This is a genomic window from Actinomadura coerulea, from assembly GCF_014208105.1.
Taxonomy (GTDB): Bacteria; Actinomycetota; Actinomycetes; order Streptosporangiales; family Streptosporangiaceae; genus Spirillospora; species Spirillospora coerulea.
Genome location: NZ_JACHMQ010000001.1, coordinates 2,865,886 through 2,886,560, shown reverse-complemented (window position 1 = coordinate 2,886,560; position 20,675 = coordinate 2,865,886). Strand labels below are relative to the sequence as shown.

The 20,675-nt window shown below is 73.1% G+C and carries 20 protein-coding genes; 13 read left to right on the top strand and 7 right to left on the bottom strand.

Translation table 11 applies throughout. The features are described from left to right. Nucleotides 1–31 precede the first annotated feature (31 nt). Complete coding sequence (locus BKA00_RS13400) at nucleotides 32–637, top strand: dihydrofolate reductase family protein (protein ID WP_185025206.1); 606 nt, start codon at nucleotides 32–34, stop codon at nucleotides 635–637. On the opposite strand, the gene BKA00_RS13395 is transcribed toward BKA00_RS13400, so the two are convergent. The 4 genes from BKA00_RS13395 to BKA00_RS13380 all read right to left on the bottom strand — a co-directional run bounded on the left by BKA00_RS13395 (nucleotide 606) and on the right by BKA00_RS13380 (nucleotide 3,515). After that, nucleotides 606–1,457: a class II fructose-bisphosphate aldolase gene (locus tag BKA00_RS13395; protein ID WP_185025205.1), complete on the bottom strand. Its 852-nt coding sequence runs from the start codon at nucleotides 1,455–1,457 to the stop codon at nucleotides 606–608. The genes BKA00_RS13400 and BKA00_RS13395 overlap by 32 nt on opposite strands. After that, on the bottom strand, nucleotides 1,435–2,358 hold the full coding sequence (locus BKA00_RS13390) for a 1-phosphofructokinase family hexose kinase (protein WP_185025204.1): 924 nt from the start codon (nucleotides 2,356–2,358) through the stop codon (nucleotides 1,435–1,437). The genes BKA00_RS13395 and BKA00_RS13390 overlap by 23 nt, the downstream gene beginning before the upstream one ends. Then, a complete protein-coding gene (locus tag BKA00_RS13385; RefSeq protein WP_221493142.1) occupies nucleotides 2,355–3,263 on the bottom strand; it encodes an SIS domain-containing protein in 909 nt (302 codons plus the stop codon). The genes BKA00_RS13390 and BKA00_RS13385 overlap by 4 nt, the downstream gene beginning before the upstream one ends. Before the next feature lie 81 nt (nucleotides 3,264–3,344). Then, nucleotides 3,345–3,515, bottom strand: a complete 171-nt coding sequence (locus tag BKA00_RS13380; protein ID WP_185025203.1) for a hypothetical protein — start codon at nucleotides 3,513–3,515, stop codon at nucleotides 3,345–3,347. 327 nt (nucleotides 3,516–3,842) lie between these two features. Here BKA00_RS13380 and BKA00_RS13375 point away from each other — a divergent pair, with 327 nt between their 5' ends. The 11 genes from BKA00_RS13375 (at nucleotide 3,843) to BKA00_RS13325 (ending at nucleotide 17,415) form a co-directional block, all read left to right on the top strand. After that, nucleotides 3,843–4,604 carry a DeoR family transcriptional regulator gene (locus BKA00_RS13375; protein ID WP_230299021.1) on the top strand — a complete coding sequence of 254 codons (762 nt, stop codon included), beginning with the start codon at nucleotides 3,843–3,845 and terminating at the stop codon, nucleotides 4,602–4,604. Further along, the gene (locus tag BKA00_RS13370; protein WP_185025201.1) at nucleotides 4,601–5,971 is read left to right on the top strand and encodes a 6-phospho-beta-glucosidase; all 1,371 of its coding nucleotides are present in this window, start codon (nucleotides 4,601–4,603) and stop codon (nucleotides 5,969–5,971) included. The genes BKA00_RS13375 and BKA00_RS13370 overlap by 4 nt, the downstream gene beginning before the upstream one ends. Beyond that, complete coding sequence (locus tag BKA00_RS13365) at nucleotides 5,968–7,164, top strand: carbohydrate kinase family protein (protein WP_230299020.1); 1,197 nt, start codon at nucleotides 5,968–5,970, stop codon at nucleotides 7,162–7,164. Before BKA00_RS13370 ends, BKA00_RS13365 begins: the two co-directional genes overlap by 4 nt. 59 nt (nucleotides 7,165–7,223) lie before the next feature. Further along, complete coding sequence (locus BKA00_RS13360; RefSeq protein WP_185025200.1) at nucleotides 7,224–8,582, top strand: extracellular solute-binding protein; 1,359 nt, start codon at nucleotides 7,224–7,226, stop codon at nucleotides 8,580–8,582. A 90-nt stretch (nucleotides 8,583–8,672) separates the two neighbouring features. Next, a complete protein-coding gene (locus BKA00_RS13355) occupies nucleotides 8,673–9,644 on the top strand; it encodes a carbohydrate ABC transporter permease (RefSeq protein WP_185025199.1) in 972 nt (323 codons plus the stop codon). Next, nucleotides 9,641–10,432 carry a carbohydrate ABC transporter permease gene (locus tag BKA00_RS13350; protein ID WP_185025198.1) on the top strand — a complete coding sequence of 264 codons (792 nt, stop codon included), beginning with the start codon at nucleotides 9,641–9,643 and terminating at the stop codon, nucleotides 10,430–10,432. The genes BKA00_RS13355 and BKA00_RS13350 overlap by 4 nt, the downstream gene beginning before the upstream one ends. Before the next feature lie 19 nt (nucleotides 10,433–10,451). Next, nucleotides 10,452–13,142, top strand: a complete 2,691-nt coding sequence (locus tag BKA00_RS13345) for a sugar-binding protein (protein WP_185025197.1) — start codon at nucleotides 10,452–10,454, stop codon at nucleotides 13,140–13,142. Between the two features lie 166 nt (nucleotides 13,143–13,308). Then, nucleotides 13,309–14,427, top strand: a complete 1,119-nt coding sequence (locus BKA00_RS13340; protein ID WP_185025196.1) for a trypsin-like serine protease — start codon at nucleotides 13,309–13,311, stop codon at nucleotides 14,425–14,427. Nucleotides 14,428–14,538: 111 nt separating this feature from the next. Continuing rightward, nucleotides 14,539–15,105 (top strand): G5 domain-containing protein, encoded by a 567-nt coding sequence (locus tag BKA00_RS13335; RefSeq protein WP_185025195.1) that lies wholly within the window; start codon nucleotides 14,539–14,541, stop codon nucleotides 15,103–15,105. A 93-nt stretch (nucleotides 15,106–15,198) separates the two neighbouring features. Then, a complete protein-coding gene (locus tag BKA00_RS13330; protein ID WP_185025194.1) occupies nucleotides 15,199–15,768 on the top strand; it encodes a TerD family protein in 570 nt (189 codons plus the stop codon). 6 nt (nucleotides 15,769–15,774) lie between these two features. Beyond that, entirely contained in the window at nucleotides 15,775–17,415 is a 1,641-nt protein-coding gene (locus BKA00_RS13325; protein WP_185025193.1) for a TerD family protein, read from the top strand. Here the strand turns inward: BKA00_RS13325 and BKA00_RS13320 are convergent, their stop codons facing one another. Beyond that, on the bottom strand, nucleotides 17,416–17,895 hold the full coding sequence (locus BKA00_RS13320; protein ID WP_185025192.1) for a DinB family protein: 480 nt from the start codon (nucleotides 17,893–17,895) through the stop codon (nucleotides 17,416–17,418). It abuts the gene before it with no gap. Nucleotides 17,896–17,913: 18 nt separating this feature from the next. Continuing rightward, entirely contained in the window at nucleotides 17,914–18,717 is an 804-nt protein-coding gene (locus BKA00_RS40425) for an ArsR/SmtB family transcription factor (protein WP_338072123.1), read from the bottom strand. 142 nt (nucleotides 18,718–18,859) lie between these two features. On the opposite strand from BKA00_RS40425, the gene BKA00_RS13310 reads away from it, so the two are divergent. Further along, entirely contained in the window at nucleotides 18,860–20,344 is a 1,485-nt protein-coding gene (locus BKA00_RS13310; RefSeq protein WP_185025191.1) for a glycoside hydrolase family 71 protein, read from the top strand. Between the two features lie 183 nt (nucleotides 20,345–20,527). Here BKA00_RS13310 and BKA00_RS39845 read toward each other — a convergent pair whose 3' ends face one another. Further along, a complete protein-coding gene (locus BKA00_RS39845; protein ID WP_268248235.1) occupies nucleotides 20,528–20,653 on the bottom strand; it encodes a hypothetical protein in 126 nt (41 codons plus the stop codon). Nucleotides 20,654–20,675: the final 22 nt, after the last annotated feature.

Below are 20,675 nucleotides of genomic sequence, written 5' to 3'. Positions count from 1 at the left end.
CGCAGGGGCGCCCGGCCAAGGAGGCACCGCAATGGGCAAAGTCACCTGTGACATCGGGATATCGGTCGACGGTTTCGTCGCGGGCCCGGACCAGTGCCTGGACAAGCCGCTCGGCGAAGGAGGCGAGCGGCTGCACCGGTGGATGTTCGAGGAGGCCGAGGCCAGCGCCGAGGAGATCGCGAAGATCACGTCGGCCGGGGCCTACATCATGGGCCGCCACATGTTCGGCCCCGACCGCGGGCCGTCGTGGAACCCGGACTGGACGGGCTGGTGGGGCGAGGAGCCGCCCTACCACGCGCCGGTGTTCGTGCTGACGCACCACCCGCGCGAGAGCGTCGTGATGAAGGGCGGCACGACGTTCCACTTCGTCACCGACGGGATCGAGTCGGCGCTGGCACGGGCGCGGGACGCCGCGGGGGACCGGGACGTCTCGATCGCCGGGGGAGCGAGCACCGTGAACCAGTACCTCGCGGCGGGCCGGATCGAGGAACTCCGCCTGCACGTCGCCCCCGTCGTCCTCGGGGTCGGGGAGCGGCTGTTCGAGGACGTCGGCGACCTGGCGCTGGAGCCGGTGGGCGTGACCCAGACGCCCATGGTCACCCACGTCACCTACCGGGTCGGACGCCCGCGCGGATGACGTGCAGGAGGCGGGCGACCTCGGCGGCGACCGCGTCGCGGCCGGCGGAGACGTAGCGGCGCGGGTCGACCAGGCCGGGATCGGCGGCGAGCCGGTCCCGGACGGCGGCGGTGAACACCTTGTTCAGCTGCGTCGCGACGTTGATCTTGGTCATGCCGTGCTCGACGGCGGCGGCGAGCCCGTCGTCGGGCACCCCGGACGACCCGTGCAGGACCAGCGGGACGGGCACCGCCGCGCGCAGCCGGGCGACGAGCGCGAGATCGAGGACGGTGTCGCGGGTCAGCATCGCGTGGGACGTGCCGACCGCGACCGCCAGGGCGTCCACGCCCGTGGCGGCCACGTACTCCGCGGCCTCCCGCGGGTCGGTGCGGGCGTGCGGTGCGTGCACGCCGTCCTTCCCGCCGATCTCGCCGAGCTCCGCCTCGACCCACACCCCCTCGGCCCGGCAGCGGGCGGCGACCTCGGCGGTGCCCGCCACGTTCGCCTCGTGCGGGAGGCCGGACGCGTCGAACATCACCGACCCGAACCCGAGGGCGACCGCCTCGCGGACGAGGTCCGCCGAGGTGGCGTGGTCCAGGTGGACGACGACCGGGACGGACGCGGCGCGGCCGAGCGCCAGCACCGCCCGCCCGATCGGGGCGAGCGCGCCGTGGTAGGCGACGCAGTTCTCGCTGATCTGGAGCACCACGGGCGCGCCCGCCCGCTCCGCGCCGGCGACGATCGCCTCGGCGTGCTCCAGCTGGATCACGTTGAACGCGCCCAGCCCGCGGCCCTGCGCGGCCGGTGCGGCGACGACGTCACTCATGGGGGCGAGCGGCATGGTTCTCCTCGGTCCGGAGGGTGACACGGGGCAGCAGCGCGGGGAGCCCGGCGGGGTCGATCTCGCCGGCGACGGGGGAGCGGACCGCGCAGGCGGCCAGCGCGACGGAGCGGCGGAGGCGGTCCGGCCAGGGCAGGCCGGCGGCCAGGCCCGCCGCCAGCCCCGCCACGAGCGCGTCCCCGGCGCCCGTCGGGTTGCCCGGGACGGGGCGGTCGAGCGCGGCGCGCAGGACGCCGTCCGGGGTCGCGGCGAGGACGCCGTCGGCGCCGAGCGAGGCGACCACCGCGCCCGCGCCCGCCTCGCGGAGCGCGCGGATCCCCGCGGCCGTGTCGCCGGTGCCGCTCGCGCGGGCCAGCTCCTCGGCGTTCGGCTTCACGATGCCGGGCCCGCCGGCGAGCCCGAGGCGCAGCGCCTCCCCGTCCGCGTCCAGGATCACCGGGGCGGGCGCGATGCGGGCGAGCAGCGCGTAGGCGTCCGGGGGGACGCCCGGCGGCAGGCTGCCCGACAGGACGACCACCGCGGCGTCCCGGGCCAGGGACTCGAAGGCGGCGCGGAACGCCGCCCACTCCGCGCCGGTCACCCGCGGACCGGGCTCGCAGAACATCGTCGCCTCGGCGCCGACGACGGTGACCGTCCGGCGCGACTCGGCGGCGACCGGCGTGAACGCGGCGGGCACGCCGAGGGAGCCGAGGCCCTCCTCGATGCGCCGCCCCGCGTGGCCGCCGGCCAGGCCGGCGGCCACGACCTCGTGCCCGAGGGCGTGCAGCACCCGGGCCACGTTGACGCCCTTGCCGCCGGGCCGCGAGTGCACCGCGGCGACCCGGTGGACCGCGCCGAGCCGCGCGTCCGGCACCTCGTAGGTGTCGTCGAGCGCGGCGTTCAGCGTGACCGTGAGGATCATGCCGCCGGACCGCCGGGCGCGGCGTCCAGGACGACCGAGCGGGTCAGGTGGCGGGGGCGCTCCGGGTCCAGGCCGGCGGCGTCCGCCCGCGCGACCGCGAGCCGCTGCACCCGGACCAGCTCGGCGAGCGGGTCGGCGGCCTCGGCGCGCAGCAGCCCGCCCGTCGCGGCGACCTCCTCGCCGAGGCCGTCCGGGAGCCCGCCGAGCATCCACACCGCCCGGCCGGGGCCGGTGATGCTGATCGGCCCGTGCCGGTACTCCATCGCGGGGTAGGCCTCGGTCCAGAAGCACGCGGCCTCGCGCATCTTCAGGGCGGCCTCCCGCGCGAGGCCGACCGTCCAGCCGCGGCCGAGGAAGGTGATCTGCTCGACCTCCAGCAGGCCGGGCGGGAGCGGGTCGGCCACCGCGGCCTCGGCGGCGGCGATCGCGGACGCCAGGTCCTCGCCGAGGTGCGCGCGCAGCAGCGCCAGCTGGGTGGTGGCGAACCGGGTCTGCACGACCGACTCCTCGTCGGCGAAGTCGAGCACGACCAGCCGGTCGGCGCTGCCGGCCACCGGGGTGTCCGGGTCGGCGGTGATCGCGGTCGTCGGGACCGAGCCGCCGAGCCGGTCCAGGACGGCGAGGACCTCGGTCGTCGTCCCGGACCTGGTGAGCGCCAGCACCCGGTCGTAGCGGCGGCCGGGCGGCATCTCCGAGGCGGCGAACGCGTCGGTCTCCCCGTGCCCGGCGCCCTCGCGCAGAGCCGCGTACGCCTGCGCCATGAACAGGGAGGTGCCGCATCCGACGACCGCCACCCGCTCACCGGGGGCCGGCAGCGCGTCGCGCAGCCCCTCGGCCAGCCCGGCGGCCCGCCGCCAGCACTCCGGCTGTGCGGAGATCTCGGTCATGATGCGGTTACCGGCCATGAGTCCTCCCGAAGTCCGATCTTTCGGGCACCTTATGCTCACTTGTGCTCGGAAATGAAGACTAGAGAGCAGAAAACATCATTAACGGGCGGAGGGGTGCAGCCGCACCCCGCGGACGAAGCGCACGTCCAGGTCGTCGCCCGCGCCCGTCGCGATCCGGAAGTCGGTACCGCCAGCGAGGCCGTTCGCGAACGCGGGCCGGGGGAGCCGGAACGTCGCGGTCTTCCATGCGCCGTCGCCCGTGCGGCGCACCGCCGGCCCTGAGACGCTGCCCGACCTCGTCCACCACCTCTGACCCGCGGGGCGAAGTTAGTTCATGACATGATTTAAGGTCGAATTTATGGATCTGGCCGAGTGCCTTCTTTGTCGGGTTTGACGTTTCGTCCTGACAAAGCTCCGAGACGCCTCGGACGCTCCGTCCGCGACGCCTGTGGAACGTTCCGGAACCTCGACAGCGTCCGCTGACTCCACCGGTGTCCTGACCGGGTCCGCGCACGTCAGAGAAGTGAATGACGGACTTCGCGCAGGTTTCCGCCGGGGTGATGACGGATGTCGCGCAGCGGTGTTACGTTCCACCGCGTGACATCGAGCATCCGACGGGCGCAGATCGTGTCGTCCCTGCGTGCCAAGGGCGCCGCCTCCGTGCGGGAGCTGGCCGAGACCCTTCAGGTCAGCGAGTCAACGATCCGCCGCGACCTCGACGTGCTCGACCGCAACGGCGAGCTGCTGCGCACCTACGGGGGAGCGGCGCTGTCCCCGCGCCCGGCGGCGCCGGAGATCTCCTTCGCGGCGTCGGCCGAGCACGACAGCGCCGAGAAGGCGGCGGTCGCCGAGCGGGCGGCGAGGCTGGTGGAGGACGACATGGTCGTGGTCCTCGACATCGGCACCAGCACCCGGCTCCTGGCCCGGCACCTGCGCGGCCGGCCCGTCACCGTCATCACCGCCAACCTGGCGGTGCTGGACGAACTGCGCGACGACGACGCCGTCCGGCTGTGCCTGCTCGGCGGCGTGGTGCGGCGCAACTACCTCTCGCTCGTCGGCTCGCTCACCGAGACCGCGCTCCGCCAGGTCCGCGCCGACCTGGTGTTCCTGAGCTGCACCGGGGTGCGGCCCGACGGTCATGTCATGGACGACATGGAGGTCGAGACGCCGATCAAGCAGGCGATGCTGGAGTCGGCGGACCGGGTGGTGCTGGTCGCCTCCGAGGCCAAGTTCCCCGGCACCGGCTCCCTGCGCGTGTGCTCGCTCGACCGTGTCGACGCGCTCGTCACGACGGCCGGGGCCGACCCCCGGACTCTGGAGGTCTGCCGGGAGGCGGGCGGAAAGGTGTACATCGCATGAAGCTGGCCATTCTCGGCGGTGGCGGGTTCCGGGTGCCCTACGTGTACCAGGCCCTGCTGCGCGACCCAGGCTCCCCGCGCATCGAGGAGGTCTGGCTGCAAGACTCCGACGCCGGCCGCCTGGCGGGTATGGCCGAAGTCCTCGCGGCGCTCGCCGGCGGCGCCGAGGACGCCCCGCGCGTGTTCACCAGCACGGGGCTCGACGAGGCCCTGGAGGGCGCCGACTTCGTCTTCGCCGCCGTCCGGGTGGGCGGCCTGCGGGGACGGGTGTGCGACGAGCGCGTGGCGCTGGACCTGAACGTGCTCGGCCAGGAGACCACCGGCCCCGGCGGGATCGCCTACGGGCTGCGCACCATCCCCGTGATGCTCGACGTCGCGCGTCGCGTGAAGGCCCTCGCGCCGGACGCCTACGTCATCAACTTCACCAACCCCGCCGGGATGATCACCGAGGCGATGCAGGGCGTGCTCGGCGACCGGGTGCTCGGGATCTGCGACACCCCGTCCGGCCTCGGCATGCGGGTGGCCGCCGCGCTCGGCCTGGACCCGGACCGGATCCGGCTCGACTACGTCGGCCTGAACCACCTCGGCTGGATGCGCCGCGTCCTGCATGACGGAGTGGACGTCCTGCCCCGCCTGCTGGCCGACGACGACCTGCTCGGGACGCTGGAGGAGGGTGTGGTCTTCGGCCGCGAGTGGCTGCGCGACCTCGGCCTCATCCCCAACGAGTACCTGTACTACTACTACTTCAACCGGGAGGCGGTCCGCGCCACCCTGGACGCGCCGCAGACGCGCGGCGAGTTCCTGCTCAAGCAGCAGGAGGCGTTCTACGAGCGGATCGCGGCGGCGTCCGGCGGCGCGGCCATGGAGCTGTGGCGCGAGACGGTCGCCTCCCGCAGCGCGAGCTACATGGCCGAGATGAAGGGCGCGCGGACCGGCGAGGCGCTCGACGACCACTCCGGCGTCGACCCCGCCGAGGAGGGCTACGCCAGGGTCGCGCTGAACGTGATGGCCGCGATCAGCCGCGACGAGCCCGCCTCCATGATCCTCAACGTGCGGAACGGCGCGACCGTCACCGCGCTGCCCCCGGACGCGGTCGTCGAGGTGCCCGTCACCGTCGACGCCCGCGGCGTCCACCCGCTCCCGCTCGACCAGCCCGACCTGCACCAGGCCGGGCTGATGCAGCAGGTCAAGGCCGTCGAGCGGCTGACCGTCGGCGCGGCCGTGACCGGCTCCCGGACCGAGGCCGCCAAGGCCTTCGCCCTGCACCCCCTGGTCGACTCGGCGCGGATCGGCCGGCAGCTGCTCGACGGCTACATCGACCGGATCCCCGAGGTCGCCGCCGTCTTCTCCCGTGAGGAGTCGTCATGACAGTGGAAATCCTGGACGGGAGCCCGCCCGCGGACCACCCCGCGACGGGCGGGGCCGCCGCCCCCGGGCAGCCGCCCGAGCCCTCCATGGCCGACCCGTGCACCGAGCGCGTCCCGGCGGGCGAGCTGCTGCGCGGCGGGGACGGCCCCGGCCCGGCGCCCGAGCTGGACGTCTTCCTGAGCGGCCAGGTCTTCATGGACATGATCTTCACCGGGCTGCCGGGACTGCCGCCGCCCGGCACCGAGATCTTCACCGAGGGGCTCGGCTCGGCGCCCGGCGGCGCCGCCAACATCGCGGTGGCGATGAGCCGGCTCGGCCTGCGGGTCGGGCTCGCGGCCCCGTTCGGCGACGACATGTTCGGCTCCTACCTGTGGCGGACGCTCGCCGAGCAGGAGGGCATCGACCTCGGGCACTCCCGCCGCATCAAGAGCTGGCCCACCCCCGTCACGGTGTCGCTGGCCTACGACTCCGACCGCAGCATGGTCACCTACGCCAGGCCCCTGCCGGACCTCGATCCCGGCGAGCCGGGCGACGCGGAGGCGGTGCTCGGCTCCCCGCCGCCTGCCGCGCGCGCCTGCTTCGTCGACATCGAGCATCCGGTGCCGGGCTGGGCGAGGGAGATGCGGCGGGCGGGCGCCTCGGTGTTCGCCGACATCGGCTGGGACGCGACCGAGACGTGGTCCAGTGAGGTCCTCGACCGGCTGGAGCACGTGGACGTGTTCCTGCCCAACGCCGTCGAGGCCATGGCCTACACCCGCACGACCACGCCGGAGGACGCCGCCCGCGCCCTGTCCGAGCGGGTCCCGGTCGTCGTCGTCAAGCGCGGCGGCGCGGGAGCCATCGCGATCGACTCGGCGACCGGCGAGGTCGCCGAGACCGACGCGCTGCCGGTGCGGCCGCTCGACGCGACCGGCGCCGGCGACGTGTTCGGCGCCGGGTTCCTGTTCGGGACGCTCGCCGGCCTGCCGCTTCTGGAGCGGCTGCGGTTCGCCAACCTGTGCGCGGGCCTGTCGGTCCGGCACCGCAGCGGATCGCTCGGCGCACCGTGCTGGGGGGAGATCGCCGCGTTCGGCGAGTCCGGCGAGGTGCCCGAGTCCGTCCTCGAACCGTACGCCTTCGTCGTCGACTTCATCCCCGACTCGGCGACCGACACCGTCGTCCGGGCCGAGCCCACCCTCCGGGCCGACCACTAGCGCGCCGTCCCCGACCGGCGCGGACGCAGCAGGACAGAGAGCAATAGGGAGCCGTAAGAATGCCGACACTGACGAGACGAGGGGCGGCCGCGGCGGTCGCGGCCCTCGCGACCATGCTCGCGGCGGCGTGCGCCCCGGGCTCGTCCGGCGACGAGCCGGAGAGCAAGGCGCCCGCCGCGGTGAGCACCGACGTGGCCAAGGCCGGGAACGTCACGCTCACCGTCTGGGACCAGGAGGTCCAGGGCGGGCAGAAGAAGCAGATCGAGGAGCTGAACAAGCGCTTCGAGGCCAAGTACCCCAACGTGAAGATCAAGCGGGTGTCGCGGTCGTTCAGCGACCTGCAGAAGACGCTCCGGCTCGCGCTGTCGGGCGGCAGCCCGCCCGACGTCGTGGAGGCCAACCAGGGGTACGCGTCCATGGCGCAGTACGTCAAGGCCGGGATGCTCCTCCCGCTCGACTCCTACGACCAGGTCTACGGGTGGCGCAAGCGCTACCCCAAGGGCCTGACGGACCTGAACAGCGTCACCAAGGACGGCAAGCTCATCGGGTCCGGGAGCCTGTACGGCGTCTCGCTGAACGGTGAGATCGTCGGGCTCTACTACAACAAGGAGAAGCTCGCCAAGCTCGGCGTGCAGCCGCCGAAGAGCTGGGCGGAGTTCGACCAGGCGCTCGCCACGGCCAAGGGCAAGGGCGAGGTCCCGATCGCGTTCGGCAACCTGGAGAAGCTGCCCGCGATGCAGCTGTACGGCATCCTCCAGGACGGCGCGGCCGACAAGGAGGCCGTCCGCAAACTCGTGTTCGGCAGCGGCGGCTCCTGGACCGACGCCCCGAACGTCCAGGCGGCGCAGAAGCTCGCCGACTGGTCGAAGAAGGGCTACTTCACCAAGGACGCCAACGCCGTCAAGTGGGACGACACCCCCGTCAACTTCGCCAAGGGCGACGGCGTGTTCATGTTCGGCGGGACCTGGTGGGCCTCCGAGCTCAACGACAAGATGAAGGAGAAGGTCGGCTTCATGGCGCCGCCCCCGGCGCAGGCCGGGTCGCCGTCGGCGACCATGGGCGGCGAGAGCCTGCCCTGGTCGATCACGTCCAAGAGCAAGAACCCGGACGTCGCCGCCGCCTACATCAACTTCATCACCTCCCCGGAGGCGATGGACGTCTCGGTCGAGACCGGCAACCTGCCGGCGCTCGCCGCCCCCTCCAAGCAGCCGGCCGAGCCGCTGCTGAAGGAGGTGTCGACGGCGTGGGCCGAGCTGAGCAAGAACGACGGCATCACCCCGTACCTCGACTACGCGACACCGACGTTCACCGACGCGTTCGGCGGGCCGCTGCAGGAGCTCATCGCCGGGCGCAAGCCCGCCGACGAGGTCATGAAGGCGGCCCAGGACGACTACTCCGCCTTCCAGAAGAAGAAGTAGGGATCGGCCTTGCCCGCCCCCGGCCGCGCCTCGCCCGCGGCGCGGCCGGGGAGCGGGACGGCGCCGGACGCACGACCAAGGAGCCCGCACATGACGACCGTCGCGCGGCGTAAGACCCCCAAGACCAGGCGCGAGGCATCGGCCCCGCGCGCGGCACGGCGGCCCGGCCGCGCCTTCTCCGGGTCTCCCGGGGAGCCCGGCCGGATCGGCTGGCTCTACACCCTGCCCGCCCTGCTCGTCTACGGCGCGTTCCTGCTGTGGCCGCTGGCGCGGGGGGCGCAGTTCTCCCTCTACCACTGGGACGGCCTGGGCGAGGCGACGTGGGCGGGGTTCTCCAACTACACCGCCACCTGGTCGGACCCGTCGCTGCGCGGCGCGTTCGGGCACCTGCTCGTCCTCGTCCTGTTCTACTCCGTGCTGCCGTGCTGCATCGCGTTCGTGCTGGTCGGCGCCATGTCGCGGACGAAGATCCGCGGCCTGACGTTCTTCCGGACCGTGCTTTTCCTGCCGCAGGTGGTCGCGATGGTCGCGGTGGCCGTGGCGTGGCAGTGGGTGTACTCGGCGGACGGGCCGGTCAACACCGTCCTCGGCTGGCTGCACGCGCTCGGCCTGCCGGACTGGCGGCGCGGCTGGTTCGGCGACTTCACCTTCGCGCTGCCCGCGGTCGGGGCCGTCGGCACGTGGGTGGGGATCGGCCTGGCGATGGTGCTGTTCCTCGCCGGTGTCCAGAAGATCCCGCGGGAGCTGTACGAGGCCGCGCGGATCGACGGCGCCGGGCCCGTCCGCGAGTTCTTCGCCGTCACCCTGCCGGGGCTGCGGCGCGAGCTGGCGGTGGCGCTCACGCTGACGACCATCATGGCGATCCGCAACTTCGACCTCATCTACATGGCCACCGCCGGGGGGCCGGGCAACGCGACGAAGGTCCCCGCCTACGAGGTCTACAACCGCACGTTCAACACCGGCGAGGTCGGCCTCGGCTGCGCGATCGGCGTCACGCTGGCGGTGCTGGCGTTCGCCGTCACGGCCGGCGTCCGGCGGCTCGTGGAAGGGAAGGACGCATGAACGTCCGGGCGGAACGGTTCGTCAACCACGCGATCCTCGTCCTCTTCTCGGTCATCGCGGTGTTCCCGATGGTCGGGGTCGTCGCGCAGGCGCTCCAGCTGCCGCACGCGGACCTGTCCACGTTCGGCACGGCCTGGCGCGAAGGCCACTTCGCGACCTACCTGCGCAACAGCGTCATCGTCACCACCGTCACCGTCGTCGCGTCCGCGGTGCTGTCGATCATGGCGGGGTACGCGCTCGGCACCATGCGGTTCCGCGGCTCCGGCGCGCTGTTCCTGCTGTTCGTGGCCGGGCTGACGATCCCGACCGAGGCGATCGTCGTCCCGCTGTACTTCGACCTGAGGTCGGCCGGGCTCGACAACACCTACGCCGGGCTCATCCTCCCGCAGGTGGCCATGTCGGTGGCGTTCGGGACGTTCTGGATGCGCGCCTACTTCCGCAGCGTCCCCCGGTCGATGCTGGAGGCGGCGCGCATCGACGGCGCGTCCGGCTGGACGACGCTGTGGCGCGTGCTCGTGCCGATCGGCCGCCCGGCCATCCTCACCATGGTGCTGCTGACCACCATGTGGACCTGGAACGAGTTCCTGCTCCCACTGGTGATCGTCAACTCCGACGAGGCGCTGCGCACCGCACCGCTCGGGCTGTCCTTCTTCCAGGGCACCCACAAGACCGACTACTCACTGCTCATGGCGGGCGCGCTGATCATCGCCGCGCCCATCGTGATCGTCTATGTCTTCCTGCAGCGCCAGTTCATCGCAGGAATGCTCTCGGGGGCCGTCAAGGAGTAGGGAAAGAACAGGAGAGTTCATGCGAAGACTCGCCCTACCCGCAGTACTGTCCGCCGCGCTCGCGGCCATGTCCGTCGCCTTCGCGGGCCCGCCCGCGCAGGCGGCCGGCCCGGGCGGCGCCGGTTCCGCCGACGGCCGGCTCGACGTCCTGTTCGTCGGGGCGCACCCCGACGACGAGGCGGGCGCCCTGTCGACCCTCGGCCAGTGGAACGAGTACGACAAGGCGAAGATCGGCGTCCTCACCGTCACCCGCGGCGAGGGCGGCGGCAACGCCTCCGGAACCGAGGAGGGCCCGGCGCTCGGGCTGCTCCGCGAGAACGAGGAGCGCCGCGCCGTCGGCAAGGCCGGCGTCACCGACATCCACTACCTCGACAAGGTCGACTTCTACTACACGGTGAGCACCCCGCTCACCGCCGAGACCTGGGACCACGACAAGACCCTGGAGAAGGTCGTCAGGCTCGTCCGCGAGACGCGCCCGAAGGTGATCGTCACCATGGTCCCCGCGCCGCTGCCGGGCCAGCACGGCAACCACCAGCAGGCCGCGCGGCTCGCGACCGAGGCCTACTTCGCCGCGGCCGACCCGAAGGCCTACCCCGCGCAGCTCGGCCGCGAGGGGCTGGGCACCTGGGCGCCGGGCCGGCTGTTCCAGACCGGCGGCGCGTCGGGGCCCGCCGGCTCCGGCTGCGCCGCCGCGGGGACGCCGTCCGCCGCGGGGTCGGTCGCCTACGGGGTGTGGGGAGGACGCGCGTCCGCCCGCAACGGCGGCAAGACGTGGGCGCAGGTGGAGCGCGAGGCCCAGCGGACGTACGTCAGCCAGGGCTGGGGCGGGTTCCCGGACGTCCCGTCCGATCCCGCGCAGATCGGTTGCGACTACTTCCGGCAGATCCACAGCCGGGTCCCGTTCACGCTCGGCGGCACCGCGCCGTCCGCGATGCTCGAAGGCGCGGTGGTGCCCGCGAAGGGCGGCCTGCCCCTCGGCAGCCGGTTCTCGCTGACGACGGACGCGTTCGGCGTGACCGCGGGACGCCCCTTCACGGTGACCGCGCACGCGAGCTCGCCCGAGCGGCTGCGGGCGGCGAGGGCGACGCTCGCCGCGCCGACGGGTTGGAACGTGACAGGCTCCGGTGAGCTGGGAGCGGTCGGCACATCCGAGCGCACCGCGACCTTCACCGTCACGCCCCCGCCCGGCGTCAAGGCCGGGCGCGCGCAACTCGCGGCGACGCTCACGTCCGGCGCCGCCAAGGGCCAGACGGCCACGTCCGTGGAGGTCCGGCCCGCCGTCACCGGCGTCCTGGAGCCGCTGCCCCGGGTGTCGGACTTCGACACCTGGGCGGACAAGACGGGCGTGCCGGAACTGACGGGCCAGGTGAAGCGGGTGCTGACGCTGGGGTCCGGCGCGTCCCGCCAGGTGCGCGTGGACCTGTCCAACACGACCGCGTCGGCGCAGTCCGGCGCGGTCAAGCTGGGCCTCCCGGCGGGCTTCACCGCCGACGCCGCGTCCAAGCCCTACTCGCTCGACGCGGGCAAGACGGGCTCGGCCACCTTCACCGTCACCAACACCGACAAGTCGCTGCCCACCTCCAACGAGGGCGGGACCGACGGCGACTACGGCCTGACCATCACCACGACCTCCTCCTCGGGCGACACCGACGTGCAGAACGGCGCCCTGGAACTGGTCCCGGTGGCCGAACTGCCGAAGGCGTCCGCCGCGCCGGCGGTCGACGGAAAGGAGTCGCCCGGCGAGTACCCCGGCCCCGAGCTGAACCTGTCCCGGCGCTGGGAGGGGTCGGCGTGCGAGTCCGCCGACGACTGCTCGGCCACCGGCAAGGTCACCTGGACCGACAAGGCGCTGCACGTGCTGGTCAAGGTCCGCGACGACAAGCAGGGCACGGTGCTCGGCGCCGACGACTGCAAGCGTCACTGGCGCACCGACTCGGTCGAGATCGGGATCGACCCGCGCGGCGACTCCGAGAACACCTCCACCACGTTCAAGACCGGCATCTTCCCGAAGATGTCGGACGGGAAGCCGTGCTTCGAGCGCGACGCGGACGCGCGGCAGGGCCCCGGCGAGGAGACCGCGCCCGGTATGCGGGTCGCCTCGACGGTCGCCGACCCCTACGACGGATACGTCATCGAGGCGGAGATCCCGTTCACGGCGCTGCCCACCGCGGTGGACCCGCGGCGCATGGGCCTGAACGTCTTCGTCTACGACTCCGACACCCAGGACAGGACCGGCCAGACCCGGATCGGCTGGTCGACCTGGGGCGGCGTCCAGGGGGACCCGTACCGGTGGGGCCTGGTGTCCCTGCCCGGCCACACCCCGCCGTCCGGCATGCCGACCACGCCCCCGCCGCCGGTCATGCCGACCGACGCGACGCGGTCGGTGAACGCGCCTGAGTCGATCATCCAGGCCGTGCGCACGGGCGTCCCGCTCGCCGCCGGTCCCGCGGCGCCGCGCTCGGACACGGCGAAGATCGCGGGCCGACCCGCGGTCTCGGGCGGCTCGACCACCGTCAGGCTCCTGGCGACCGGGCCGGGCACCGCGCACGTCCACGTGTGGGACGGCAGGCTGCTCGGCACCAAGGAGGTCCGGATCCGCAATGCGGGCACCACCACCGTGACCGTGCCGGGCGCGACCGGCACCCTCACCGTGGCCTTCGAGGCGGCGAAGGGAGGAACGGCGAGCAGCGCCGTCCGCCTGGGCGGCTGATCAGACCCCGCCGGGCCGGGGGAGCGGACACGCCCCCCGGCCCGGCGGCATGCCGCATGAACACACGGGCACCGGGGCCCGTTGAACTCCGTCCCGCCGGGGCGCGTACCCCCACGCGTAGATCGACACCCCGGAACCGGGAGGGTTCATGAGGCGCCGGAAGAGCGTGAGGAACAGTCGGCTGCGCACCGCGGTCACGACGACCGCGGTGGCGGCCGGGTCCGCCGGGCTCCTGGCCGGCTCGCTGTACGTCGTGCACGCCGAGGGACGGTCCGGCGGCCGGGAGGCCAGGCTCGCGGGCGACGCGCGGACCGGCCGGAGGACCGCGCCGCCGCCCGCGGGCGAGGCCGCCGCGAAGGCCGCCCGGATCGCGGGGCGGCTCGGCGATCGCACGACCGGCGCCTACGTCGACTCCGCGGGGCGCCCCGTCGTCACGGTCACCAACGCCGCGGACGCCGCCGCGGTGCGCGCCGCCGGGGCCGTCCCGAAGACGACGCGGCGCAGCCCGGCGGCGCTCAGGCGGGTGACCGGCGCGCTGCGCGCCTCGGTGTCGGACATACCCGGCACCGGATGGGCGGTGGACCCCGCGACGTCCAGCGTCACGGTGTGGACGGACGCCACGGTCACCGGCACGCGGATGGCCGCCGTCCAGCGCACCGTCCGCCGGATGGGGGCCGCCGTCCGGATGGTCCGCGTCCCGGGCAGCCTGCACACGCTCGCCCTCGGCGGCGACGCGATCTTCGGCCAGGGCGCGCGCTGCTCGCTCGGCTTCAACGTCAGGCGCGGCGGGGAGGACTTCTTCCTCACCGCGGGGCACTGCGGCAACGAGGTGCGGAACTGGGCCGCCGACCAGCAGGGCGCCGAGGCCCTCGGGACGACGGTGGACAGCGACTTCCCCGGCAACGACTTCGCGCTGGTCCAGACCGAGCAGGGCGGGGCGGGCCAGAGCGCGGTCAACCTCTACGACGGCCGGGCGCAGCAGATCACCCGGGCGGGCGAGGCCGTGGTCGGCCAGCGCGTGTTCCGCAGCGGCAGCACGACCGGCGTCCACTCCGGCAGCGTCACCGCCACGGGAGCCACCGTGAACTTCGCGGAGGGGACGGTCACCGGCATGATCCAGACGACGGTGTGCGCGGAGCCGGGCGACAGCGGCGGCCCCCTGTTCGCGGGCGGCACCGCCCTCGGCCTCACCTCCGGCGGCTCGGGCGACTGCCGGACCGGCGGCGTCACCTTCTTCCAGCCCGTCTCCGAGGCCCTCCAGGTCCTCGGAGCCCAGATCGGTTGACAGCCGCGTCGAAGAATCCCGGGCCGGATCCGGCCCGGGATTCTTCGACGGTGCCGTTGACGCGGATTAACCGGCAGGCGGACGATTTTCCCCTACATCTGGGGGGAAATCATGAACCGCGCCATTCTTGTCGTGCTGGCGTCCGCCGTGCTCGTGCCGCTCGGCGCCTGCGGGACAAAGGACGCCCCGGTCGAGGCGGGCCCGTCGAAAGCCGCGGCGAACGCGGCCCCCTCCACCGGCGCGAGCACGAGCGCCGCGGCCGCTCCGGCGGCGACGAAACGCACGGTCACGCAAACGCGGAAGATTCCGTTCAGGACGAGAAAGGTGAACGACGCGTCCCTCGCCAAAGGCGCGACCAAGGTGCGCACTCACGGGGCCGCGGGACTGAGGACCCTGACCTATGAGGTCACCGTCACCAATGGCGTCGAGACGAATCGGAAACTGATTCGCGCGGTGGTCACCAGGCGCGCGGTCGCCCGCGTCGTCGCCGTGGGCACGAAGCGGGCGCGGCGGTGCGACCCCAACTACACCGGCGCGTGCGTGCCGATCGCGAGCGACGTCGACTGCGCGGGCGGCAGCGGCGACGGCCCCGGCTACGTGGCGGGGCCCGTCCGCGTGGTGGGCAGCGACATCTACGACCTGGACCGTGACGGCGACGGCATCGCCTGCGACACCTGAGCCGCGAATCGGATGACAACGAGCGGATCGGCTGAAAGGCTGTGCGCGCACCGTGTTCGGGGTGCCTTCAGGAACAGCGAGGAGGCGACGGTCGTGACCGTCTCAATGGTGAAGGGTCAGCGGATATCGCTGGAGAAGCCCGGTGGCGCGCTCAGCATGGTCCGGATGGGCCTCGGCTGGGACGCGGTGAAGAAGAAGGGCTTCTTCGGCTCCCGGGAACGGGAGATCGACCTCGACGCGTCCTGCGTGCTCTTCGCCGACGGCACCCTCGCCGACGTCGTCTACTTCGGCAAGCTGGTCAGCGACGACGGCTCCGTCCGGCACACCGGCGACAACCTCACCGGGGCGGGCGACGGCGACGACGAGTCGGTCATCGTCGACCTGGGCAGGCTGCCCGTGCACGTCACCTCGCTGGTGTTCACCGTCAGCTCCTTCAACGGGCAGACGTTCAACGAGGTGGAGAACGCCTTCTGCCGCCTCGTCAACGAGATCGACGGCGGTGAGCTGGCCCGCTACACGCTGACCGGCGGCGGCGCCCACACCGCCATGGTGATGGCCCGCCTCTACCGGCACGGCGAGACCTGGAAGATGAACGCGATCGGGGAGCCCTGCCACGGCCGCACCTTCCAGGACATGCTGCCCACGATCACCGGTCTCGCCTGACCGCCCATGGCCGAACTGTCGCCCGGCGCCAACGCACCGCTGCCCGCCCGGCGTGTGACCGCCACCGCGTCCTGCGCCGTCCCCGTCGACGTCAGCGCCCTGCTCGTGGGTCCCGGCCTGCGGGTGCGCTCCGACGCCGACCTGGTGTTCTACAACGCGCCCGAGGCGCCCGGCGTGCGATGGTCCGGCGACGGACGCCAGCGCGTCGAGGTCGATCTGGACGCGGTCCCCGCCGACGCCGCGGCGGTGCTGATCGCGGTCAGCCTGACCGGCGCGACGACCTTCGGCACGATGCCGCCGCCCCGGCTCTGCCTGGCCTCCTCGACCGGCGACCCGGTCGTCGAGTTCACCGTCCCGGGCCTGGGCCCGGAACGGGCCATCATCGGGCTGGAGCTCTACCGCCGCAACGGCCGCTGGAAGGTGCGGGCCGTCGGCCAGGGCTACGCCGGCGGCCTGGCCGAGCTGCTCGAGGCGCACGGCATCGAGGTGGACGACCCGGGCGAACCCGAGCCCGCCCCCGCCGTCGGCCCGCCCCCCGCGGCGCCTTCGCCCCCAGTGCCGCCGCCCCCAGTGCCGCCGCCCGCGGTCCCGCCGCCCGCGGTTCCGCGGCCCGCGGACGCGCGGCCGCAGTCCCCGCCGTCCTCCGAGGTCGGCTACGTCGAGCGGTGCTGGCTCGTCTGGGAGGACGCGAGCCGCTCACTGGCGGCGTTCCGGTCCTCGACCGAGCACGCGCTCGTGGTGCGCAACGAGGAGATCGCCGGACGCAAGCCGCCCGGCGGCTTCCAGCGGCTCATGGAGGCGGCCGACCAGCGGCTCCGCGCCGACGCCGCGCAGCTCCGCGACGAGCTGGCCCGGGTGGAGCCGCAGGTGACCCCGGAGGCCGCGCCCTTCGACGCGCCGGCCTGGCTCACCTGGCAGCCCCGCGCCGACCTGGCCGAGGGGATGCTGCTGGGCCGCCTGTCCACCGCCGAGCTGCCCGCCCTGCGGGTGCCTCTCGTCCTCCGGCTGCCGCTGCGGCGCGCCGTCTGGATCTCGCGGGGGACCATGCCGGGCGACTCGGCCGCCTACGCGTGGTCGCTGGTGACGCGGTTCCTGGCGGCCGTCCCGCCGGGCCTGGCCGGCCTGGAGGTGATCGACGCCGCGGGCCTGTCGGGCGCCGGCTGGCTGCACGGGTTCGACCCGTCCACGACCGCCCGCCTGCTCGGCGGCGGCGTCGCGACCGGCCCCGCGGCCGCAGAACGCCTCCGCCGCCTCCTCGACCTGGTCGACCTGCGCCGCATCGGCGGCGACGACGCGCCGGCGGCGGGCCCGCCGCTGCGCATGGTCGTCGTCCTGGACGCCGGCGCCGCGCTCGACGGCGAGGAGGCCCACCACCTCCTGCGCCTGGTGGAGGACGGCCCCCTGGTCGGCGTCCCGGTGCTCCTGGTGGAGACCGACACCCCCGCGGCGGATTCCGTGCGCACCATGCGCGTCCGGCAGTCCTGCAACGACCTGCCCTCCAGCGAGGGCTCCCTCGGCGACTCGTGGGTGGGCGCTGAGTGGACGCTGACCCCCGACGTGCTCCCGGACACGGTGGGCGGCTCCCGGGCCCCTGCCCTGTTCGCCCACGTCCTCGGCATCCACGCCCGCACCGGCACCGCGCCGTAGTCAGCCGGGGCCGCTCGGCGCCAGGGCGAGAATCTGCCGGGTGTGGCCGGGCAGTTCCGTCTCCGCGAGACCGCCGAGCAGGTCGCGCAGAGGAACGGGCTGATCGACCAGCAGGTCGCCGTTGGACACCAGCCGGGTGGGCACCGGCGTGTCGAGTTCGGCGTCGCCGAGCATCGGCCCGAGCACGCAGAGAGCGTCCGCCTGGAGGGCGATGCGGTCGCGGAGCCCCGCGCCGCCGCCGGCCTGCGCGATGACGCGCTCGATGGTCCAGGGCTCCTGGGCCATGCGGTTGTCGTAGGTCGCGATCGCGGCCGAGGCGACGGCGGAGACGGCGCTGATCGTGACGGCGCTGACGATGCTGACGTGCGCCAGGGTCTGCTCGACGCTCCACTCGCCCGGCGGCGGCACGGCGCCGGATCCGGCCGTCGCGGCGGCGTCCAGCAGGTCACGGTAGGCGTCCCGCAGCGGAGCGGTGTCCATGATCTCTTCCTTCCCGGCTCAGGCCCGCGTCCCGGCCATCTCCCACGGCACCTGCGGGAGGACGTCGCCGGTCTCCAGCAGCGACTTGAGGTTCGCCACGACCGCGGGCCACCCCTGCGAGATGCCGTTGAGCATCTCCTCGTTGGGAAGGTTCTCGTGGGTCACGGTGAGCCGGACGATGTCGTGGTGCGGCTCGACGAGGAAGGTGACGACCGACGCCTCCCTGGGCGGCTCGACGCCGGGGGAGTCCTCGAAGGTGATGGACAGGCGCGTCGGAGGCTCGGCCACCAGCACGCGTCCTACGCCGTCGACCACCCCGGACCCGTCGGAGCGCCGGTGCTCCCAGGGCGAGCCCGGCTGCCAGTCCGAGATGTTGGCGTGCCCCCAGTAACGCGCCGTCAGGTCCGCGTCGGTCAGGGCGCGCCACACCTGCTCGGCGCTCGCGCGGATGTAGGTGACGTAGACATACGTCGGGACGGTCGTCGATTCGCGGGCCATGGCGTACTCCTCTGCCTGGGTCTTGATGGCGCTGAGCGCTTGCAGGCGGGGCCTGTCGAACTCCGAGATCCAGCGCTCCTCGATCTCGTGGATCGGCGCCGGATTGAGGTAGTGGACCCGCTCCCGCCCCCGCCTGACGACGGTCACGAGACCGGCCCCCACGAGGACGTCGAGATGCTGCGTCGCCGACTGCCGCGCCATGTCCAGCCGCTCGCACAGCTCACGCAGCGTCTGCCCGTTCTGCTCCCGCAACCGGTCGAGCAGAAGCCGCCGCGTGGGATCGGCCAACGCCCTGAAGACCGAATCCATCCCTTCCGAACTCACGCCCTCATTGTGCAGGTATTTACCTGCCTAATGTCAAGCGCGGATGCTGGGCCGACGCCGGGGCCGGGGCGGCCGAGGGCCGCGACACCATCTGGACCGATCTTGAGATGGCGGCGCGGGGGGTGCAGTACCGTGCGGGCCCATGAAGATCATCTTTTCGCGGGCCGCGGGAGCCCTCCTCCTGGGAGGGCTCCTGGCGGCAGGGTGCGGGCTGACCGCGCGGGAGCCGGTGCCGGTCAAGGGCGTGGCCGAGGCGAGCGCCACCACCGCCCTTCCGTTCGACCTTCCGGCCACCGCCACCCTGCGCGCGTCCAATCAGAAGGTGTTCGCGCACTACTTCACGCCCTATCCGGTCTCGCTGGACAACAAGGCGCCCGAGTCGGACTACTACGCCCGCAACTACCTGAGTCCAGCCGGTGAGGGCGGGATCCACCAGGCCTACGGCGGACTGCTGCGCGACCGTCCGGCGCCCCGCGCACCGATCAGCGGGGACTACCAGCTGGAGGACATGAAGAGGGAGATCCGCACGGCCGTCGCGGCGGGTCTGGACGGCTTCACCGTCGACCTGCTCAACCTGTCCGCCACCAGCCCGCACCGCAAGCGCGTGGACCTGCTCATCAAGGCGGCCGAGCAGGTCGACCCGGGGTTCAGGATCGTGCTGATGCCCGACATGACCGCCACCCAGATCAAGGGGCTGGACGCGGCTGGCCTCGCCTCGGAACTGGCCGGGCTCGCCAAGTCGCCGGCGGTCTACAAGCTGCCCGACGGGCGCGTGGTCGTCTCGCCGTTCAAGGCCGAGAACCGCACCGCCGACTGGTACGCGGCGCTGAACACCGCCATGGCGGGCCTGGGCGCGAAGCCCGCGCTCGTCCCGGTGTTCCTCAACTTCGGCGCCAACTACAAGAACTACGCCTCGGTCAGCTATGGGTTCTCCAACTGGGGCAACCGGAGCCCGAACCTGCAGGGCGGCATCGGCGGCAACATCAGCGCCTCGCACGGCCTCGGCAAGATCTGGATGCAGCCGGTCGCCGTCCAGGACGAGCGGCCCAACCAGGGCATCTACGACGAGGCGAACAACACCGAGAACCTGCGGACCACCTGGCAGAACGCCATCGACGGCGGTGCAGACTGGGTCCAGCTCACAACCTGGAACGATTTCTCCGAGGGCACCCAGTTCGCGCCCTCCCCGCACAACGACGGCGCCTACCTGGACTTGGCGTCCTACTACCTGACCCGGCTCAAGACCGGGAAGTGGCCGGCCATCGCGCGCGACACGGTCTACCTGACTCACCGCACTCAGACCGCGGCCCTCAAGCCCACGTCGGGCGGTCAGACCAAGTTCATGGTTCCGCGCTCCGGCACCGCGACCCCGCGCGACAAGGTGGAGGTCCTCACCTTCCTCACCGCCGCCGCCCAGGTCAAGGCCACCATCGGAGGGACGGCAAGTACCTACGACGCGGCGGCGGGCCTCCAAGCGCGCCTGTTCCCCCTGGCGACCGGCGCCAACGCCGCGTCGGTGACCCGCAACAGCACCACCACGGCCACGGTCACCTCTCCCTTCGCCGTGACCGCGACCCCACCGGTACAAGACCTCCAGTACCACGCCGTTAGCAGCGGCCGCCCCTGACCCGAGACGCCGTGACGCCGCTCCTGGCCCTGGATTCCGGGAGCGGCAAAGGCGGTGACCAGGCATGCCGGAGCACGTGAGTTGCCGTTTCTCCCGCCAGATTCGGATGCGGACGCACGAGGAAGTCCAGCACGGTGACGAAGCGGCCCCAGCCGCCGAAAAGGACGGGCCGACCGAATTTGCTCACTGCCTGCCGGTGGCGTGTTCGCCGTAGGCGCCCCGGAGAAGCGACGAGGCGGCAGGATCGATCGAGGTGACCGAGGAGGGCGCGCAGCGCAGCGGCGCGAGCCGGGATCTCAGGGTGTCCACGAAAACCCCAGCCCGCACACGC